The organism is Rehaibacterium terrae, assembly GCF_014202935.1.
Taxonomy (GTDB): domain Bacteria; phylum Pseudomonadota; class Gammaproteobacteria; order Xanthomonadales; family Xanthomonadaceae; genus Rehaibacterium; species Rehaibacterium terrae.
Map to the genome: position 1 here is coordinate 1 of NZ_JACHHX010000006.1, position 15,995 is coordinate 15,995.

Sequence of the window (15,995 nt, forward strand, 5' to 3'; positions counted from 1 at the left end):
TCGCGGCTGCGCCTTCGCTGCGCTCGGTCCGGTTCTTGTCCATCGGCTCGCAGGTTCGCTCCACGCTTCCTCCCCACGGTCGGTCGCCCTTCCGCAGTTGCGCTTCGCTTCGCTCGCTGTGGCCAGCTCGCGGGAGGACTTGCACCTCCAAGAGTGCGCCCGTGCCGGGCGCACCGAAGAAAAAGGCGGGCCGAAGCCCGCCTTTTTCGTGTACCGCGGAAGCCGCGATGCTTACGCGTCGGCGCCTTCCTCGTTCACGGCCTTCATCGACAGGCGGATGCGGCCCTGCTTGTCGACTTCCAGCACCTTGACCTTGACGATGTCACCTTCCTTGAGCTTGTCGGACACCTTCTCGACGCGCTCGTTGGAGATCTGCGACACGTGCACCAGGCCGTCCTTGCCCGGCAGGATGGTCACGAAGGCGCCGAAGTCCATCAGCTTGGCCACCTTGCCTTCGTAGATCCGGCCCGGCTCGACGTCCGAGGTGATCTGCTCGATGCGCGACTTGGCGGCCTCGGCGGCGGCGCGGTTGACCGAGGCGATGACGATGGTGCCGTCGTCCTGGATGTCGATCTGGGTGCCGGTCTCCTTGGTGATCGCCTGGATGGTCGAGCCGCCCTTGCCAATGACCTCGCGGATCTTGTCCGGGTGGATCTTCATGGTCAGCAGGCGCGGGGCGAACTCGGACAGCTCGGCGCGCGGCGCGCTGATGGCCTTGGCCATCTCGCCGAGGATGTGCAGGCGACCGTCCTTGGCCTGGGCCAGGGCGATCTTCATGATCTCCTCGGTGATGCCGTCGATCTTGATGTCCATCTGCAGGGCGGTGACGCCCTCGGCGGTGCCGGCGACCTTGAAGTCCATGTCGCCCAGGTGGTCCTCGTCACCGAGGATGTCGCTGAGCACGACGAAGCGGTCGGCTTCCTTGATCAGACCCATGGCGATGCCCGCCACCGGCGCCTTGATCGGCACGCCCGCATCCATCATCGCCAGCGAGGAGCCACACACCGAGGCCATCGACGAGGAGCCGTTGGACTCGGTGATCTCGGACACGCAGCGGATGGTGTACGGGAACTGCTCCATGGTCGGCATGACGGCCTGCACGCCGCGCTTGGCGAGACGCCCGTGGCCGATCTCGCGGCGCTTCGGGCCCATCATGCGGCCGGCCTCGCCGACCGAGTACGGCGGGAAGTTGTAGTGGAACAGGAAGTGTTCCTTCGATTCACCCTCGATCGCGTCGATGATCTGGCCGTCGCGCGCGGTACCGAGCGTCAGGGTGACCAGCGCCTGGGTCTCGCCACGGGTGAACAGCGCCGAGCCGTGGACACGCGGCAGTATGCCGGTGCGCACGGTGATCGGACGGATCGTGGTCAGGTCGCGGCCGTCGATGCGGACCTTGGTGTCGAGCACCGCGGAGCGCATGGTCTGGTACTCGAGCTCACCGAACTCCTTGCTCATCTCGCCGGCCGACCAGCCGTTCTCCTCGGCCTGCGCCTTGAGCGACTCGATGACCTCCTTCTTCAGCGCCGAGATGGCGTCGCGGCGCTGCAGCTTGTCGCGGATCTGGAAGGCTTCGGACAGACGGTTGCCGACGGCGGCGCGGAGCGCGGCGATCATGGCTTCGTTCTTGGCCGGCGGCTGCCAGTCCCAGTGCTTGACGCCGACTTCGGCGGCGAACTCGTTGATGGCCTGGATGACGGCCTGCATCTGCCGGTGACCGAACATCACCGCGCCGAGCATCACGTCTTCGGACAGCTCCTTGGCCTCGGACTCGACCATCAGCACGGCATTCGCGGTGCCGGCGACGACCAGGTCGAGCTGCGAGCCCTGCAGTTCGGTGGTGGTCGGATTGAGCAGGTACTGGCCGTTGGCGTAGCCGACGCGGGCAGCACCGATCGGCCCCTTGAACGGCACGCCGGACAGCGCCAGGGCGGCCGAGGCGCCGATCATCGCCGGGATGTCGCCGCTGACCTCGGGGTTCATCGAGAGCACGGTGGCGATGACCTGCACCTCATGGCGGAACTCTTCCGGGAACAGCGGGCGGATCGGACGGTCGATCAGGCGCGAGACCAGCGTCTCGCGCTCGGTCGGGCGGCCCTCGCGCTTGAAGAAGCCGCCGGGGATGCGGCCGCCGGCGTAGAACTTCTCCTGGTAGTCGACCGTGAGGGGGAAGAAGTCCATGCCCTCACGGACGGTCCTGTTGCCCACCGCGGTCACCAGCACCACGGTATCGGCCATCTTGACGATGACCGCACCACTGGCCTGGCGGGCGATCTCGCCCGTCTCCAGCGTGACCTGGTGGTTCCCGTACTGGAAGGTCTTGGTTACTTTCGCCACGTTTTCATTCCTTCAGTCTGATGAGGCGGGGACGGCACCCTTGCCGGCCCCCGCCGGACCGCGGCCCAAACCGCGGTCCAAAAAAAACCGCGGCGCATTTCTGCGCCGCGGGGAGATGCGGATCAGCGGCGGATGCCGAGGCGCTCGATCAGGGTCTTGTAGCGCTCCGCGTCCTTGCCCTTGAGGTAGTTCAGCAGGCGGCGACGCTGGTTGACCAGCTTGAGCAGGCCGCGACGGCCGTGGTGGTCCTGCTTGTGGACCTTGAAGTGCTCGGTCAGCTGCTCGATACGGGCGGACAGCAGGGCGACCTGCACTTCCGGCGAGCCGGTGTCGTTCGGCGCGCGCTTGAATTCTTCGATGATCTTGCCGGTGTCGATGGACATGTTTACCTCGTTGGATGCGCGACCTGCAGGAACGCCGCTACGCGGCGACGCACCGCCTGGCCCGCCGTTGATGGAAAAAATCGCTGGGTTAGCCGTGAAATTGTAGCCCGGACAGGGTTTTGCGAACAAGGGCGCTAGCAGGCTGTTGGAAAACAGCCTGCCAGGCGAGCCAGGGATGGCTCGCAACGCAGATCGATCACTGCAAGTGGTTGATCTGTCGGGAGCGAGTCCGGACATGTGCCGGACTCGCGACTTGAAAAACGCACAGGACGTGCGTTTTCAACAGGCTGCTAGTCCGCCACGCCCGGCTTGGCGGCTTCGGCCGCCCAGCGGAACAGCCGCTGCGGGCGCAGGCAGCCGTCCAGGCCGATCTCGCCCAAGCCCAGCACACGGCCCGCCCGGCCGAACACGGCGACCGGGCCCGGCGTGGCGCCCTCGGCCAACCGCAGGGTCTGCCCCTGTCCCAGCCGACGCGCCTGTTCAGGTTCCAGATCGATCCGCCGCCAATCACCCAGCCCGGCTTCGACCGGCAACAGCAGCGCCTCCCGCCCGGCCTCGTCCAGTGCTTCCAGCCTGTCCAGCGTGGTCATGGCAGGTTGCCGGAACGGATCGACCCAGAGCCGGCGCAACTCGAGGATATGGGCGCCGCAGCCCAAGGCCTCGCCCAGGTCGCGCACCAGGCTGCGGATGTAAGTACCCGGGCCGCACTCCACCTCCAACCGCAACCGGTCACCGTCGCGACCGAGCAGTTCCAGGCGGAAGACCTCGACCTCGCGCTCGCCGACCGTCACCTGCTCGCCGCGGCGGGCCTTGGCGTACAGCGGCTCGCCGCCCTGCTTGAGCGCCGAATAGACCGGCGGACGCTGGCGGATGCGGCCGCGCAGCCGTGTCAGTGCGTGCTCGATCGCGGCATCGTCGAACGCCGGTACCGGCCGCTCGCGCAGCACCTGGCCCTCGGCATCCTCGGTGTCGGTGGTGACACCCAGCCTGGCCACCGCCAGGTAGGCCTTGCGCGAGCCCAGCAGATGGCCGGCCAGCTTGGTGGCCTCGCCAAAACAGATCGGCAACAGGCCGGTGGCGAGCGGATCCAGGCTGCCGGTATGGCCGGCCTTGGCCGCACGCAGCAGGTGGCGCGCGCGCTGCAATGCCTGGTTCGAGCTGATGCCACGCGGCTTGTCGAGCAGCAGGATGCCGTCGAGGTCGCGGAAAACGGTGCGCTGGCGGTGGGTCATTCGCAGGAGCGGATCGTGACTTCGGTCGATGCATGGGAGCGGCCATGACCGCGACCGGAGTGCCATGCCGGGCTCATCGCGGCCATGCCCGCTCCCACGCAACCCGTCCTGCGCTCACGCGACGGGATCAGCCGCGGTCGAGGTCGCGCAGCAGATTGTCGATGCGCTCGCCGCGATCGACCGAATCGTCGTAGTGGAAGTGCAGCTCCGGAATGCTGCGCATGTGCAGCATACGGCCCAGACGGAAGCGGAATTCGCGTGCCAATTCCCGCAGCGCGGCCACGGCCTCGGCCGACTTCTCCGGCTGCAGCGCGGTGACGAACACCTTGGCGTGCGCCAGATCGCGGGTGACCTCGACGTCGGACACGCTCACCGACGGCAGCCCGTGCTCGCGCACGGCCTCGTGCACGAGCTGGCCCAGCTCGCGGCGGAGCTGGGCCGATACCCGGTCGGTCCGATGGAAGGTCTTCCGGCTCAATGCATCAGTCCCGTGCGATCACAGCGTGCGCTGGACTTCGATGCGCTCGTAGCACTCGATGTGGTCGCCGACCTTGACGTCGTTGTACTGCTTGACGCCAATGCCGCACTCGGTGCCCATGCGCACTTCGTCGACGTTGTCCTTGAAGCGACGCAGCGACTCCAGCTCGCCCTGGAAGATGACGGTGTTGTCGCGCAGCACGCGGATCGGCTTGTTCCGCTTGACCACGCCCTCGATCACCATGCAGCCGGCGACCGCGCCGAACTTGGAACTGCGGAACACCTCGCGGACCTCGGCGATACCGATGATCTCCTCGCGCACCTCCACGCCGAGCAGGCCGGAAGCCACCTGCTTCACCTGGTCGATCACGTCGTAGATGATCGAGAAGTAGCGCAGGTCCAGGCCGTTGGCCTCGATGACCCTGCGCGCCGAGGCGTCGGCGCGGACGTTGAAGCCGATCACCACCGCCTTCGATGCCGCCGCCAGGGTGGCATCGGACTCGGTGATGCCGCCCACGCCGGCCACGATCACGTTGATCCGGATCAGCTCGTTGGACAGGTTGGTCAACGCGTCGCGCAAGGCCTCGACCGAACCCTGCACGTCGGCCTTGACGACCAGGTTGAGGACCTGCTGCTCCCCGCCCTGGCCCATCTGTGCCATGATGTCCTCCATCCGGCTGCCGGCCTTGGCGACCAGGCGCGTTTCGCGGCGCTTGGCCTCGCGCTGCTGGGCCACGTCCTTGGCCAGGCGCTCGTCCTCGACCACGACGAAGTCGTCGCCGGCTTCGGGCACGCCGGACAGGCCCAGCACCACCACCGGGATCGACGGCCCGGCCTCGCTGACTTGCCGGCCGGTCTCGTCGAACAGCGCGCGGACGCGGCCGTACTGCACGCCGCAGACCAGGAAGTCGCCCTTCTTGAGCGTGCCGGACTGCACCAGCACCGTGGCGACCGGACCGCGGCCCTTGTCGAGCGAGGACTCGACCACCACGCCGGTGGCGCGACCGTCGCGCACGGCCTTCAGTTCCATGACCTCGGCCTGGACCGAGATCGCGTCGAGCAGGGCGTCGATGCCCATGCCGGTCTTCGCCGACACCGGCACGAACTGGGTGTCACCGCCCCATTCCTCGGGGATGACATCGTGGTTGGCGAGCCCCTGCTTGACGTTGTCCGGGTTGGCGTCGGACTTGTCCATCTTGTTGATGGCGACGATCAGCGGCACGCCGGCGGCCTTGGCATGCTGGATCGCTTCGACCGTCTGCGGCATCACGCCGTCGTCGGCGGCGACCACCAGCACGACGATGTCGGTGAGCTTGGCACCGCGCGCGCGCATCGCGGTGAACGCGGCATGGCCCGGCGTGTCGAGGAAGCTGATGACACCCTTGGGCGTCTGGACGTGGTAGGCGCCGATGTGCTGGGTGATGCCGCCCGCCTCACCCGAGGCGACCTTGGTGCGGCGGATGTAGTCCAGCAGCGAGGTCTTGCCGTGGTCGACATGACCCATGATGGTGACCACCGGCGGCCGCGGTTCGGGCGTGCCCTGCGCGGCCTCGGCATGCGCCTGCAGCGCCAGCTCGGCGTCGTCCTCATGGGCGCGCACGGCCTTGTGGCCGAGTTCCTCGACCACCAGCACGGCGGTGTCATGGTCGATGGTCTGGTTGATGGTGGCCATCACGCCCATCTTGAACAGCGCCTTGACCACTTCGCTGCCCTTGAGGGCGAGCTTCTGGGCGAGGTCGGCAACGACGATGGTGTCGCCGATGGCGACCTCGCGCGACACCGGCGCGGTGGGACGCGAGAAACCGTGCTGACCGGAGGCCTGACGGCCGTGCTCCGGTCCACGCGCCTTGCCGCCCTTCTTGCGGCTGGCGCCGCGGCGGGCACGCTCGGAGTCGGACAGGTGCAGCTGCCCGCCGGTATAACGGCCGCGCCCCTCGTCCTCCTCGCCGCCTTCGCGGTGGCCGTGGCCGCGGGCGGCCTTGTGGCGGTGCGCCTTGTCGTCGCGCGCGGGCAACGGCGCGGCCGTGCGCGGCGGCGCGGCCGGCGTCCGCGCCGGCGCTGGGGCCTCGATGGCGGGCTCGTCGGTGCGACGCGCTTCGGCGGCCTCACGCGCCAGGCGCTCGGCCTCCTCGGCCTCGCGGCGGCGGGCCTCCTCCTCGGCGCGCTTGCGCTCGGCCTCCAGCCGCGCGGCCTCCTCGGCCTCCTGCTGGCGGCGCGATTCCTCGAGCTTGCGCAACGCTTCCTCGCGCTCGGCGTCGACCGGCGAAGCCTCCTCGACCACGCTGCGCTTGACGTAGGTGCGCTTCTGGCGAACCTCGACGGCCACCGTGGTCTTGCTCTTGCCGGCCGCGACGGTCAGCTCCTGCACCTTGCGGCGCTTGAGCGTGATCTGCCTCGGCGCGGCCTCCTCGGCGGCCGTTTCGGACTTGCCGTGGGTGCGCCGCAGGAAGCCGAGAAGCTTCATCTTCTCGGTCGGGGTCACCAACTGGTCCGGCCCGCTGAAGCTCATGCCGGCCTCGGCAAGCTGCTCAAGGAGCTTCTCGACCGGGGTGCCGACCAGCTTGGCGAGCGTACGTACGGTGACTTCGGACATGTGACTTCCTGTTCCTGGGCGTCTGGGCGCCCGCTGGGGCGCCCGGTTCAAGCAAGCGTGCTCGACTCAAGCGAGCGATTGTACAGCCTGGCCGGCCATGCCGGCGCGGCTCATTCGAACCAGTGCTGGCGCGCGGCCATGATCAGGGCCGCGGCGCGCTCCTCGTCCATGCCTTCGATGTCGAGGATCTCGTCCACCGCCAGGTCGGCGAGGTCGTCACGGGTGACGATCCCGCGCGCGGCCAGGGCGTAGGCGGTCGCCTCGTCCATGCCGTCCAGCGCGAGCAGATCGGGGTCGGGCTTGTGCTCCTCCAGCTCCTCCTCGGCCGCCAGCGCCTCGGTCAGCAACGCGTCGCGGGCACGGGCGCGCAACTCTTCGACGATATCCTCGTCGAAGCCCTCCACCGCCAGCAGCTCGCCGACCGGCACGTAGGCGATCTCCTCGACGGTGCTGAAGCCCTCGGACACCAGGATGCCGGCGATTTCCTCGTCCACTTCCAGCTTGTCCATGAACAACTGGCGGGCGGCGGCCTGCTCGGCCTCCGTCTTGGCGGTGACCTGGTCCTGGGTCATCACGTTGAGCTGCCAGCCGGTCAGCCGGCTGGCCAGGCGCACGTTCTGGCCGCCCTTGCCGATCGCCTGGGCGAGCTTGTCCTCGGCCACGGCGATGTCCATGGAGTGCTTCTCCTCGTCGACGATGATCGACTGGACCTCCGCGGGCGCCATCGCGTTGATCACGAACTGGGCCGGATTCTCGCTCCACTGGATGATGTCGATGCGCTCGCCGTTGAGCTCGTTCGACACCGCCTGCACGCGCGAGCCGCGCATGCCGATGCAGGCACCGATCGGATCGGTACGGTTGTCGTGGGCGATCACCGCGATCTTGGCGCGGTCGCCGGGGTCGCGGGCGGCGGCCTTGATCTCGACCAACCCCTGGCCGACCTCGGGCACCTCGAGCTTGAACAGTTCGATCATGAATTCCGGCGCGGCGCGCGAGATGAACAGCTGCGGGCCGCGGGTCTCGGCGCGCACGTCGTACAGGTAGCCGCGCACGCGGTCGCCCGGGCGCAGCACGTCGCGCGGAATCGCCTTGTCCTTGGGAATGAAGCCTTCGGCGTTGCCGCCCAGGTCGACGTAGACGTTGCCGCGCTCGACACGCTTGACGATGGCGGTGACCAGCTCGCCGACGCGGTTTTTCCATGCCTCGACGACCTGCGCACGCTCGGCCTCGCGAACCCGCTGCACGATTACCTGCTTGGCAGCCTGGGCAGCGATCCGGCCGAACTCCGGATTCTCGATCTTCTCCTCGATGAAGTCGCCGACCTGGACATCCGCCTTCTCCTCGATCGCGTCCATCAGACGGATCTGCCGGTCGGGAGACTCCATCACCACGTCATCGGGGACGACCTCCCAGCGGCGGAAGGTCTCGTAGCTGCCGTCCTTGGGGTTGATCGACACCCGGACCAAAACGTCCTGGTCGTGGTAGCGCTTCTTCGCCGCCGAGGCGAGCGCCGCCTCCATCGCCTCGAAGATGACCTCGCGCGGGACGCCCTTCTCGTTGGCGACCGCGTCCACCACCATCAACAGTTCCTTGCTCATGGCATAGCTCCAAATGCGGTCGGACCGCTCAAGATTTCCTGGAAGACTTTCCGGCGCGCCGCGCACGACCGGCGCCTGGCGCCGGCTCGGGCCTGGCCGGCGCCAGACCGAGCGCGACCAGGTCCGGCACCAGCCGGGCCTTGTCGATATTGCCGTGCGGCAGCGCGAATTCCTGCTCGTCGGCGACCAGCACGATGGTGTCGCCATCCACGCGGGCGATGATGCCCTGCAGGCGGCGGCGCCCGTCGATGGGCAGACGCAGCGACACTTTGGCCCGCTCTCCGGCGAAACGGGCGAACTGTGCCGGGGTGAACAGCGGCCGGTCGATGCCGGGCGAGGACACTTCCAGCGTGTACTGACCGCTGATCGGATCGTGAACGTCGAGCACCGCCGACACCTCGCGACTGACCGATTCGCAGTCGTCCAGCGTCACGTGCCGCTCGGGCGCGTCGATATACAGACGCAGCAGCGAGCGGCCGCTCGACGGCGCGAATTCCGCGCCCAGCAGCTCCAGCCCCAGCGAGGTCACGGTGGGGGCCAGCAGTTCGACGATTTCGGTCGCCTTGTCGCTCACGTCGGCTGTTCCTGTGCAATCGAGCGGGATGATTCCGCCAACAAAAAAGGGCCCGCAAGGCCCTTTCCGGTACGTCCTGGTTCCGGGGTGCCGCGCCCGGCCGGGCGATCACGGCACCAAGCCCCGGTAAGCAAAAGAGCCTCGCGAGGAGGCTCTTTCGTTACCAGAAACTGGTAGCGGGGGCAGGATTTGAACCTGCGACCTTCGGGTTATGAGCCCGACGAGCTGCCAGACTGCTCCACCCCGCAGCAGAGACCGCAATTATAGGAACGCACCGCGTGGTTGGCAAGCCTCTGGCCCCGGGGACGGCACGATCAGATTCCGAAGGCCCGCTGGCACCAGACCATGACCGGGCTCCAGGCCAAGCCCAGGCCAAGCAGCAGCAGCGCATTGACCGACAGCAGCCAGCGCAGGTGCGGATCGGCCGCCGGCGCGGGGCCGGTCTCACCCTCGGGCTCGTCGAAGTACATCGCCTTGATCACGCGCAGGTAGTAGAACGCGCCGATAACGGCGAACACCACACCGACGATGGCCAGCCAGATCATCCCGGCCTCGACCGCGGCGCGCAGCACCGCCAGCTTGGCCCAGAAGCCCAGGAAAGGCGGCACGCCGGCCAGCGAGGCCATGATGCACAGCACCAGCAGCGCGTGCCACGGATTGCGCGCGTTCAAGCCGCGGAAATCGGCGATGTTCTCGGCTTCGAAGCCCTTGCGCGAGAGCAGGATGATCGAGGCGAAGGCGGCGGCCGACATCAACGCATAGCTGATCGCGTAGAACATCGCCGCGGCGTAGCCCTGGGCGTCGGCCGCGGCCAGGCCCAGGAACAGGAAGCCGACGTGCGAGATCGTCGAATAGGCCAGCATGCGCTTGAGGTTGGTCTGCATCAGCGCGATCAGGTTGCCGGTGGCCAACGACAGCACCGCCAGCCAGGCGACCATGATCTGCCACTGTTCGCCCAGCGGACCGGCGGCGCCCTCCAGCAGCCGGTACGCCATGCCGAAGGCCGCCAGCTTGGGCGCCGAGCCGATGAACAGGGTGACCGGGGTCGGCGCGCCCTGATAGACATCCGGCAGCCACATGTGGAACGGGGCGGCGCCGAACTTGAAGGCGATGCCGGCCAGCACGAACACCACACCGAACATCAGCAGGGTCTTGTCGCCGTCGGCGGCGGCCGCGCTGTAGATGGCACCGAGGTCGAGCGAGCCGCCGGAGGCGCCGTAGATCATCGACATGCCGTACAGCAGCATGCCCGAGGCCAGCGCGCCGAGGACGAAGTACTTCATCGCCGCCTCGGACGCCAGGCGGTTGTCGCGGTCCATCGCCACCAGCGCGTAAGAGCTCAGCGCCAGCAACTCCAGGCCGAGGTAGACGGTGATCAGGTTGCCGGCCGAGACCAGGATCATCATGCCGAGCACCGCGAACAGCGTCAGCACGTAGAACTCGCCCTTGAACAGGCCGCGATCGACCAGCCACGGCTTGGCGTAGACGAAAGCGGCACCGGTGACCACGTAGATCACCAGCTTGAGCACGTCGCTGGCGGTGTCGCGGATGAACATGCCGCCGAAGGCGGTCGCGTCGGGCAGCGCGCCGGCACCCCCCTGGCGGAAGGTCAGGATGCCGGTGGCGATCAGGGTGAAGATGGCCAGGAAATGCACCAGGCCGCGGCGCTGGTCGCTGAGGAACAGGTCGAGCAACAGGATGGCGCAGGTCGCACCGAGCAGGAGCAGCTCGGGCGCAAGCAGCAGGAAGTCGGCGGAAGTCACCATGGGGTCGTGGTCCTTACAGCTTGCTGACGGCGAGCAGACGCACCAGCTCGACGATCGAGGCATCCATCAGGTCGGTCAGCGGCTTGGGCCACAGGCCGATCGCCAGCACACCGATGGCGAACACGACCAGTACCAGCGCCTCGCGTCCGTTGATGTCCTGCAGCTCGGCGACGTGCTGGTTGGCCACTTCGCCGAAGATCACCCGCTTGACCAGCCACAGTGTGTAGGCCGCGCCGAGGATCAGGGTGAAGGCCGCGGCGAAGGCCAGCCACGGGCTTTGCTGGAAGGCCGCCAGGATGACCATGAACTCGCCGACGAAGCCGGAGGTGCCGGGCAGGCCGGAGTTGGCCATCGCGAACAGCACGAAGAGCGTCGCGAACCACGGCATCGTGTTCACCACGCCGCCGTAGTCGCGGATCTGACGGCTGTGCACGCGGTCGTAGAGCACGCCCACGCAGGAGAACAGCGCACCCGAGATGAAGCCGTGCGAGATCATCTGCACCATCGCGCCCTGCAGGCCGAGCTGTGCCGCCGTCTGGTTGCCGTGCTCGCGCACCAGCGCGAAGGCGATGAAGGTGCCGAGGGTGACGAAACCCATGTGCGAGATCGACGAGTAGGCGATCAGCTTCTTCATGTCCTGCTGCGCGAGCGCGACCAGACCGATGTAGATCACCGCGATCAACGACAGCGCGATCACCAGCCAGGCCCACTCATGTCCCGCATCCGGCGTGATCGGCAGCGAGAAGCGCAGGAAGCCATAGCCGCCGATCTTGAGCATGATCGCGGCCAGGATCACCGAGCCGCCGGTCGGCGCCTCGACGTGCGCGTCGGGCAGCCAGGTGTGCACCGGGAACATCGGCACCTTGACCGCGAACGCCACCAGGAAGGCGAAGAACAGCCACATCTGCTCGGTGGCGCTGAGCGGCAGCGCGTACAGGTCGGCGAGCTGGAAGCTGCCGCCCTTCAGGTACAGGTACACCAGGCCGACCAGCATGAACACCGAGCCGAGGAAGGTGTACAGGAAGAACTTGATCGAGGCGTACACGCGCCTGGGGCCGCCCCAGACACCGATGATGATGAACATCGGAATCAGCATGCCCTCGAAGAACACGTAGAACAGGATGGCGTCCATGGCGCAGAACACGCCCACCATCAGGCCTTCGAGGATGAGGAACGCGGCGTAGTACTGGCTGACGCGCTGCTCGACCGAGCCCCAGGCGCCGATCAGCACCAGCACCGAGGTCAGCGTGGTCAGGATGATCAGCGCCACCGAAATGCCGTCGGCGCCGAGCGCGTACCAGATGTCGTAGCTCGGCACCCACTCGCGCCGCTCGACGAACTGCATGACCGCGCCGGTCGGGTCGTAGCCGGTGTACAGCGGCAGGCTCAGGGCGAAGGTGACGATCGCGACGACGAGCGCGAACCAGCGCGCCTGTGCCGGACGTGCGTTGCCGAACGCCAGGGTCGCGAAGCCGCCGAGGATCGGCAGCCAGATCAGCAGACTGAGCAGGGGCCAGGAGGACATCTGCGGCGCTTCCTTGTCTTTCTTGTCAGCTCAGCGCGCGGATCAGCACGGCCAGCATCACGATGAGGCCGAGGATCATGGCGAAAGCGTAGTGGTAGAGATAACCCGACTGGACACGGCGCACCACCGCGGCCACCCGGTCGACCAATGCGGCCGAACCGTTGACGATGGCGCCGTCGATCAGGCCGGTGTCGCCGGCCTTGTACGACACCTCGCCCAACTTGACGCCGCCCTTGGCGAAACCGTCGATCCAGAGCCTGTCGAAGCCGTACTTGTTCTCCAGCACCCGGTACGGCAGCGCGAACATTTGCTTCAGCCGGTCGGCCAGCGACGGGTTGAACAGATAAATGTACGTGGCTGCGGCGAAACCGGCGAAAGCCAGCCAGAACGCGGGCGAGGCCCAGAAATGCAGGCCGAAGGCCAGCGCGCCGTGGAACAGCTCGCGACCCACCACCGCCAGGGTGTCGTTGGCCTCGCGGACGAAGATCGCACCCTCGAAGAAATCCGAGAACAGCATCGGCCCGACGGTGAAGAAGCCGATCAGGATCGACGGGATCGCCAGCAGCACCAGCGGCAGGGTCACCACCCAGGGCGATTCGTGCGGCGTGTGGGCGTGATGATGGTCCTCATGCGCGTGCGCCAGCGCCTGCTCGTGCTCGGTGCTGTCGGCCTCGGGCGCCACGTAGTCTTGGCCGACCCGGTCGTGGAAGCGCTCCTTGCCGTGGAAAGTCAGGTACAGCAGGCGGAAGCTGTAGAAGCTGGTGACGAACACCCCCAGCAGCACCGCCCAGTAGGCATAGGCCTGCACCCAGCCGCCCCGCCCCATCGCCACCTTCACGGCCTCGATGATCGAGTCCTTCGAGTAGTAGCCGGAGAAGAACGGGAAGCCGACCAACGCCAGCGTGCCGATCAGGCAGGTGGCGTAGGTGACCGGCATGTACTTGCGCAGGCCACCCATGCGGCGCATGTCCTGCTCGTGATGCATGCCGATGATGACACTGCCCGCGGCCAGGAACAGCAGTGCCTTGAAGAAGGCATGGGTCATCAGGTGGTACACGGCGCCGGCGTAGGCCGACACGCCCAGCGCCACGGTCATGTAGCCCAGCTGCGACAGGGTCGAATAGGCCACCACCCGCTTGATGTCGTTCTGCACGATACCGATCAGGCCGGTGAAGAAGGCCGTGGTGGCGCCGATGAACAGCACGAAGGCCAGCGCGGTGTCGCTCAGCTCGAACAGCGGCGACATGCGGGCGACCATGAAGATGCCGGCGGTTACCATGGTGGCGGCGTGGATCAGCGCCGAGATCGGGGTCGGGCCTTCCATCGAGTCCGGCAGCCACACGTGCAGCGGCACCTGCGCCGACTTGCCCATGGCGCCGATGAAAAGACAGATGCAGATGAAGGTCGGCACCGACCAGTCGCGGCCGATCAGCTCGACCATCGTCAGGTGCTCGATCTCGGTCGCCCGAGCGAACACGGTGGCGTAGTCGAGCGTGCCGAACCAGTACAGGATGCCGGCAATGCCGAGCAGGAAGCCGAAATCACCGACACGGTTGACCAGGAAGGCCTTGAGGTTGGCGAAGATCGCCGTCGGCCGCTTGTACCAGAAGCCGATCAGCAGGTACGAAACCAGGCCCACCGCCTCCCAGCCGAAGAACAGCTGGAGGAAGTTGTTGCTCATGACCAGCATGAGCATCGAGAAGGTGAACAGCGAGATGTAGCTGAAGAAGCGCTGGTAGCCGGGATCCTCGTGCATGTAGCCGATGGTGTAGATGTGCACCAGCAGCGACACGAAGGTGACCACCACCATCATCATCGCGGTCAGACGGTCGACCATGAAGCCGACATGCGCGGAATAGCTGCCGATCTCGAACCAGGTGTAGATGTTCTCGTTGAATGGCGCGGCGCCGGCGAATGCAAGCTGGTAGAACACCTGTACCGACAGCGCGCAGCTGACCGCAACGCCGAGGATGGTGACCCAGTGGGCGCCGGCGCGGCCGATCTGCCGGCCGAACAGGCCTGCGACGATGGCGCCGAAAAGCGGCGCCAGCGCGATGACGAGCAGGGTGTTTTGGCTCAGCACCGGTTTACCCCTTCATCGATTCGATTTCGGCGACGTTGATCGTGCGCCGGTTGCGGAACAGCACCACCAGGATCGCCAGGCCGATCGCCGACTCGGCCGCGGCCACGGTGAGGATGAAGAACACGAAGACCTGGCCGTCGACGTCGCCCAGGAAGCGGGAGAAGCCGATGAAGTTGATGTTGACGGCGAGCAGCATCAGCTCGATCGCCATCAGCAGCACGATCAGGTTCTTGCGGTTGACGAAGATGCCGGCGACGGCGACGCAGAACAGCACCGCGCCCAGCGCGAGGTAGTGGCCCAGGCTGATCACGGGGTGTCCTCCTGCTTGCGCTCGGCGGCCATCTTCACAAGCCGCACGCGGTCCTCACGACGCACCATCACCTGCCGTGCCGGGTTCTGGTGCTTGGTACCCTTGCGACGACGCAGCGTGAGCATGATGGCGGCGATGATCGCCACGGTCAGGATCACGGCGGCCAGTTCGAATGGCAGGATGTAGTCGGTGAACAGCGCCTTGCCCAACCATTCGGTATTGCTCATGCCGGCGGCCAGTGCCGGATCCGGCGAAGTGATCTTCTGGCCGAAGCGCTGTACGCCGATCAGCGCGATCATCTCGACCGCCATGATCACCGCCACCAGCGCGGCCACCGGCAGGTAGCGGGCGAAGCCTTCGCGCATCGGTGTGGTGTTGATGTCGAGCATCATCACCACGAACAGGAACAGCACCATGACGGCGCCCACATAGACCAGCACCAGCGCGATGGCGAGGAACTCGGCCTCGGCCAACAGCCAGATGCAGGCGGTGGAGAAGAAGGTCAGCACCAGGCAGAGCACGGCGTAGACCGGGTTCTTGACGGTGATCACCGCCAGCGCGGACAGCACGGTGACGGCAGCGAAACCGTAAAAGGCGATCAGGGAGAAATCCATCGTGTTCTCCGGTCCTCAGCGGTAGGCCGCGTCGAGCGCCCTGCGCTCGGCGATCTCGGCCTCGAAGCGGTCGCCGATGGCCAGCAATTGCGGCTTGGTGACGATGTTCTCGCCGCGCTTCTCGAAGTGGTACTCGTAGATGTGCGTCTCGACGATCGAATCGACCGGACAGCTCTCCTCGCAGAAGCCGCAGAAGATGCACTTGAACAGGTCGATGTCGTAGCGCGTGGTACGGCGGGTGCCGTCCTCGCGCGGCGCCGAGTCGATGGTGATGGCCAGCGCCGGGCATACGGCCTCGCACAGCTTGCAGGCGATGCAGCGCTCCTCGCCGTTCGGGTAGCGGCGCAGCGCGTGCAGGCCACGGAAACGCGGCGACTGCGGGAACTTCTCGAACGGGTAATGCAAGGTGTACTTCGGCTTGAAGAAGTACTTCAGGGTGAGCCACAGCCCCTGGAGCAGCTCCAGCAGCAGCAGGCTCTTGAGGTAGTTGATGACGCGCTTCATTC

The 15,995-nt window shown here is 66.9% G+C and carries 13 protein-coding genes and 1 tRNA gene; all 14 read right to left on the reverse strand.

Going from position 1 to position 15,995, the window contains the following annotated elements:
- Positions 1-231: 231 nt before the first annotated feature.
- The 14 genes from pnp to nuoI all read right to left on the reverse strand — a co-directional run bounded on the left by pnp (position 232) and on the right by nuoI (position 15,993).
- A complete protein-coding gene (gene pnp, locus HNQ58_RS05350; protein ID WP_183947769.1) occupies positions 232-2,334 on the reverse strand; it encodes a polyribonucleotide nucleotidyltransferase in 2,103 nt (700 codons plus the stop codon).
- Positions 2,335-2,456: 122 nt separating this feature from the next.
- The gene (gene rpsO, locus HNQ58_RS05355) at positions 2,457-2,717 is read right to left on the reverse strand and encodes a 30S ribosomal protein S15 (protein WP_183947770.1); all 261 of its coding nucleotides are present in this window, start codon (positions 2,715-2,717) and stop codon (positions 2,457-2,459) included.
- A 290-nt stretch (positions 2,718-3,007) separates the two neighbouring features.
- Positions 3,008-3,949, reverse strand: coding sequence for a tRNA pseudouridine(55) synthase TruB (gene truB, locus HNQ58_RS05360; RefSeq protein ID WP_183947771.1), 942 nt, complete (start codon positions 3,947-3,949; stop codon positions 3,008-3,010).
- Positions 3,950-4,076: 127 nt separating this feature from the next.
- Positions 4,077-4,427 (reverse strand): 30S ribosome-binding factor RbfA, encoded by a 351-nt coding sequence (rbfA, locus tag HNQ58_RS05365; protein WP_183947772.1) that lies wholly within the window; start codon positions 4,425-4,427, stop codon positions 4,077-4,079.
- A gap of 18 nt (positions 4,428-4,445) precedes the next feature.
- Positions 4,446-7,019: a translation initiation factor IF-2 gene (gene infB, locus HNQ58_RS05370; RefSeq protein ID WP_183947773.1), complete on the reverse strand. Its 2,574-nt coding sequence runs from the start codon at positions 7,017-7,019 to the stop codon at positions 4,446-4,448.
- A gap of 110 nt (positions 7,020-7,129) precedes the next feature.
- Positions 7,130-8,617, reverse strand: a complete 1,488-nt coding sequence (gene nusA / locus HNQ58_RS05375) for a transcription termination factor NusA (protein ID WP_183947774.1) — start codon at positions 8,615-8,617, stop codon at positions 7,130-7,132.
- A 28-nt stretch (positions 8,618-8,645) separates the two neighbouring features.
- A complete protein-coding gene (gene rimP / locus HNQ58_RS05380; protein WP_183947775.1) occupies positions 8,646-9,191 on the reverse strand; it encodes a ribosome maturation factor RimP in 546 nt (181 codons plus the stop codon).
- 171 nt (positions 9,192-9,362) lie between these two features.
- Positions 9,363-9,439: transfer RNA gene (locus tag HNQ58_RS05385), tRNA-Met, on the reverse strand.
- A 66-nt stretch (positions 9,440-9,505) separates the two neighbouring features.
- Positions 9,506-10,957 carry an NADH-quinone oxidoreductase subunit NuoN gene (nuoN, locus tag HNQ58_RS05390; protein ID WP_183947776.1) on the reverse strand — a complete coding sequence of 484 codons (1,452 nt, stop codon included), beginning with the start codon at positions 10,955-10,957 and terminating at the stop codon, positions 9,506-9,508.
- A gap of 13 nt (positions 10,958-10,970) precedes the next feature.
- Complete coding sequence (locus tag HNQ58_RS05395) at positions 10,971-12,482, reverse strand: NADH-quinone oxidoreductase subunit M (protein ID WP_183947777.1); 1,512 nt, start codon at positions 12,480-12,482, stop codon at positions 10,971-10,973.
- A gap of 25 nt (positions 12,483-12,507) precedes the next feature.
- Positions 12,508-14,565, reverse strand: a complete 2,058-nt coding sequence (gene nuoL, locus HNQ58_RS05400; protein WP_183947778.1) for an NADH-quinone oxidoreductase subunit L — start codon at positions 14,563-14,565, stop codon at positions 12,508-12,510.
- Positions 14,566-14,569: 4 nt separating this feature from the next.
- Positions 14,570-14,875, reverse strand: coding sequence for an NADH-quinone oxidoreductase subunit NuoK (nuoK, locus tag HNQ58_RS05405; protein ID WP_183947779.1), 306 nt, complete (start codon positions 14,873-14,875; stop codon positions 14,570-14,572).
- The gene (locus HNQ58_RS05410; RefSeq protein WP_183947780.1) at positions 14,872-15,489 is read right to left on the reverse strand and encodes an NADH-quinone oxidoreductase subunit J; all 618 of its coding nucleotides are present in this window, start codon (positions 15,487-15,489) and stop codon (positions 14,872-14,874) included. Before HNQ58_RS05410 ends, nuoK begins: the two co-directional genes overlap by 4 nt.
- A gap of 15 nt (positions 15,490-15,504) precedes the next feature.
- A complete protein-coding gene (gene nuoI, locus HNQ58_RS05415) occupies positions 15,505-15,993 on the reverse strand; it encodes an NADH-quinone oxidoreductase subunit NuoI (RefSeq protein WP_183947781.1) in 489 nt (162 codons plus the stop codon).
- Positions 15,994-15,995 lie beyond the last annotated feature (2 nt).